5 protein-coding genes are annotated in these 4,153 nt (G+C 43.8%); 3 read left to right on the top strand and 2 right to left on the bottom strand.

The genetic code is table 11. The annotated features are described in order from the left end of the window. A partial coding sequence (locus RMO84_RS08900; RefSeq protein WP_310488122.1) for a GIY-YIG nuclease family protein occupies positions 1-938 on the top strand: 938 nt, incomplete at its 5' end. A gap of 40 nt (positions 939-978) precedes the next feature. On the opposite strand, the gene RMO84_RS08895 is transcribed toward RMO84_RS08900, so the two are convergent. Both RMO84_RS08895 and RMO84_RS08890 read right to left on the bottom strand, forming a co-directional pair. Continuing rightward, positions 979-1,509 carry a GNAT family N-acetyltransferase gene (locus RMO84_RS08895; RefSeq protein ID WP_310488121.1) on the bottom strand — a complete coding sequence of 177 codons (531 nt, stop codon included), beginning with the start codon at positions 1,507-1,509 and terminating at the stop codon, positions 979-981. Then, positions 1,503-1,820, bottom strand: coding sequence for a DUF1778 domain-containing protein (locus tag RMO84_RS08890; RefSeq protein ID WP_310488120.1), 318 nt, complete (start codon positions 1,818-1,820; stop codon positions 1,503-1,505). Before RMO84_RS08890 ends, RMO84_RS08895 begins: the two co-directional genes overlap by 7 nt. 56 nt (positions 1,821-1,876) lie before the next feature. On the opposite strand from RMO84_RS08890, the gene RMO84_RS08885 reads away from it, so the two are divergent. After that, entirely contained in the window at positions 1,877-2,017 is a 141-nt protein-coding gene (locus RMO84_RS08885; protein WP_310488119.1) for a hypothetical protein, read from the top strand. 408 nt (positions 2,018-2,425) lie between these two features. Continuing rightward, positions 2,426-4,153: glutamate synthase central domain-containing protein (locus RMO84_RS08880; RefSeq protein ID WP_310488118.1), on the top strand; the 1,728-nt coding region annotated here is incomplete at its 3' end.

Below are 4,153 nucleotides of genomic sequence, written 5' to 3'. Positions count from 1 at the left end.
CAAATCCATTTACCATTCGTATATTCCTTCCAGATGGTGATGCCGAAGGACTTAGAATAATTGATAGGATGAATTGGACTGGGCAGGGGATTGTTTTTCCCAGAGATAAATGGCTTAATGTTAAATTTCGTAGTGAATTAGACAAGACAGGAATTTACATACTTGTTGGTTATCAAAACGATGAAAATGATGAACTTCCTTTACTCTACATAGGACAATCAGATTGTGTTAAGAATCGGATAGAGTCTCATTATCAAAATAAGGATTTTTGGAATTGGTGTATTGTCTTTGTTTCAGCAAATAATGGGTTGAATAGAGCGCATGTCACTTGGTTAGAGTATGCATTGATTCAGAAAGCTCTTGAATCCAAACGTAGCCACCTTGATAATGGTAATCTTCCACAGGAACCAGTACTATCAGAATCAGAAAAAGCAGATACGCAGGCATTTCTCAAAGAAATCATCCAAATTATTCCGCTAGTTGGTCTTCGCGCATTTGAAGTACCCAAACCTGTAGCCATACCACAAGCATCTAGTAAAGATATTCCAAAATTACCTCTTATTAGTCCCAGTCTGATATTGGCAACAGTGGAAGAAAAAGACACTGTAATTGTCCCAGCGCAGAAAGAAGGTTTTGAAAGAGAGTTTCTCACAAACAATTGTTGGTATGCTATTCGTATTTCTGGTGGAATGATCCAGAAAATTAAATATATTGCAGCTTACCAAACAGCTCCTATCTCTGCCATTACTCACTATGCACCCGTTGAAAGGATAGAACCTTATGGTGAGGAAGGTAAGTACAAGCTTATTTTTTCAGAAAAAGCAACATCGATCGATCCCATACGTTTCGCAGATGCTCCTCAGGGCACCATGCAAGGGCAAAGATATACGAGTTTACAACGTCTCAAATCAGCTAAAAAATTGACTGACTTGATTTAAAGTTATATTATGGGCGTCGAGCGAGCTTTTTAGATAGATTTTAAGGCTTTGTATCGAAAGCTTTCTCGATATTTGACATGGTACGGAATAGCTTAAATTCTCGATCGGTAAAAGCTTGAAAATCAAATCTTTGATAAAACTTGACCGCTTCCGCATCAATTGCTTCGACAACTACAGCAAAAGAAGCAGTCGCTTTACTAATGCGCAGACTGCGATGTAGCGCATCCATAATTAATAATTTTCCCCACCCATAGCCTCGATAATCATTCGATACTGCCAATCTGCCAATGAGATTGACACCAACAATCGGATATCTGGGGATTTTTTTAGCAAGATTCTGAGGTAGTTCTTCCAAATTTATGCCGCTCATCGAGAGGGTATAATAACCAATTATTTTTTGACGATCTTTGTCAGAAATAACGTAAGGAATAGCAATATTTCTCTTCTTATCTTGAGTAGCAATAGTATGCAGATAACGATCGAGTCGTTCGTTACCGCAGCTAAAAGCCGCTTTATCGTGATGGGATGCGAGCAGTTCGATCTCAAAATTAATGGATTCGGGATTTAGCACTCATCCGATTCCTGTTTGCTCATCATCTGTGCGTACCATCGAGCATCTGCAGTCGCTCGTTCGCTCACAGGAGCGGGATTTAATAGTGCTTCGGTAAATGCTAGCCGATCTCGCTGGGTCAATTCTATTAGTTCGCGATCTTTAATCGTCTGGGTAGCCGCATCAGCCAAAACTGAAATCATGAATTCAGTCAAGTTCTGTCCGCGCAAACTTGCAGCCCTTTCCATCAGTTGTTTTTGCTCTAGTGTCACACGCGCTTCCAACCGTGCATTCTTACTAGTTTTAATTGTTAAATCGGTGTTTATTTCCATGATTTCAGTCGATCGACACCAATATTGTATCATCGTACGGCTGCAAAGCGTACATATTGACTATTGTTTGGGCGTTGACTGGTTTCAATTTACAACTAGAGATCGTGCAAGCAGCGATTTTAAATACACATCAGTCGGCGATTGACTCGATCGATCTCCGCCTCAGCAAAACTAGAGAAATTGTTTGTAGAATATAGATCCTCAAGTATTTCAGACTCGCTCGATCGACAGAGCCTCGCAGGTTTTCCGCGATCGCGAATCGTTGATACAATAGATACCATTCTAAATCTCCTGCGATTGCTGGTTGTCAGGGTTCGAGATTCGATCGGTCTAACGCCTGGATCGTCTACAATCGATCCTTCAAGTGGATCTCAATAGACCCATAGCATTGGTTGAGGAAAAAAAGTAATTGAAGATACATAAATTAAATTGAAATCCTGGTAAAAGCTATAGATCGACATCAACCGCCGTATCGATATCTGAGGAAACACCTAACGGTGCCTGCGCCTCGACCCAAATCTATTTGAACCCGACCCTACACTAAATTATCTACCGATCGTTACCCGCACTACATCACTATGAACTACACAGATAATCACTGGCGTATGGACAATTCCACCACTGCAACTGCTGCTAATCAAGAACCGTATTTTGGCCCGCGTTGGTTGGTTGAAGAACGCGATGCTTGCGGGGTGGGATTTATTGCGTGTCCGGCGGGGGATACTAGTCATAAGTTAATCGAGCAGACGTTGGCAGCTTTGACATGTATGGAGCATCGCGGCGGGTGTAGTGCCGATCGAGATTCTGGCGATGGGGCAGGAATTCTGACGCAGATTCCTTGGCAGGTAGTGTTCCCAGAGTTATTCTATTCGCGGGAATATGCAAATCTTGGTAATTCTCTTGCGGTAGGGATGCTATTCTTACCCCAAGATGCGGACAAACGAACTGTAGCAAAGAAAATTATTGAGGAAGTCATCATTCAGGAACAGTGCCAGCTAATTCGTTGGCGGAAAGTCCCTGTTAAGCCGGAGACGTTGGGTGTTCAGGCGCGAGAAAATCAACCCTACATCGAGCAACTGGTTATTGCCGGAACTACGACTGGAGATGAATTAGAACGACAGTTATATCTGGTGCGTCGCAAGATTATCAAAGCGTTACAAGCCGATGGTACTGTCAAGCCTGGGGATGACTTTTATATTTGCTCGCTCTCTAGTCGGACGATCGTTTATAAAGGCATGGTGCGATCGGCGGTATTAGGTGAGTTTTATAGTGACTTAACCAATCCTGAATTTAAGGCGGCGTTTGCAGTTTATCATCGTCGCTTTAGCACCAATACTCTGCCCAAATGGCCGTTGGCACAGCCGATGCGGATTTTGGGGCACAATGGTGAAATTAATACCTTATTGGGTAATATTAATGGCATGATGGCGCGGGAGAGCGACCTCGACCATCCGTTGTGGAATGGTAGACTGCGGGAGTTACAGCCGATTCTCAACCTCGATAATAGCGATTCGGGGACATTGGATAATGTCTTGGAACTGCTCGTCCGTTCCGGTCGCAGTCCGATCGAAGGGTTAGCGATTATGGTACCCGAAGCGTACAAGAATCAGCCGGAATTAGAGAAATATCCCGAAATTACCGATTTTTACGAATACTATTCGGGATTGCAGGAAGCTTGGGATGGCCCTGCGTTGCTTTCGTTTAGCGATGGTAAAGTTGTGGGTGCGACTCTCGATCGCAATGGCTTGCGTCCGGCGCGGTATTGCATTACCAAAGATGGTTATTTGTATGTCGGTTCCGAAGCTGGGGTGGTGGATTTACCAGCTAGCGAAATTATCGAAAAAGGTCGGCTCGGCCCTGGTGAAACGATCGTCGTAGACTTAGAAACCAAAGAGATTTTACATAATTGGGAAGTCAAACAGCGGATCGCGCAAGCACATCCCTATGGTGCGTGGCTGAACGAGCATCGGCAAACACTAACTAACCAAGCTTTTGAAACTACTTGTCGAGTCGAGTCGGCAAATTTACTCAATCAGCAGACGGCATTTGGCTATACCGAAGAAGACATCGCGATGATCGTCAACGACATGGCGGAAAATGGCAAAGAGCCGACTTTCTGCATGGGTGACGATATTCCGCTGGCGGTATTGTCAGAAAAAGCGCATCCTTTATATGACTATTTCAAACAACGCTTCGCTCAAGTTACTAACCCCGCGATCGATCCGTTGCGCGAAAAATTAGTGATGTCACTGGATGTCAGCCTGGGCAAGAAGGGTAATTTACTCGAAGCCAAACCCGAACACGCGGGTTTCCTCAAGCTCAATAGTCCCATT

Origin of the sequence: Chamaesiphon sp. VAR_69_metabat_338 (genome assembly GCF_031423935.1) — a bacterium.
Classification (GTDB): Bacteria; Cyanobacteriota; Cyanobacteriia; order Cyanobacteriales; family Chamaesiphonaceae; genus Chamaesiphon.
Note: the sequence above shows the minus strand (reverse complement) of the source record. Positions and strands in the feature narration are given on the sequence as shown.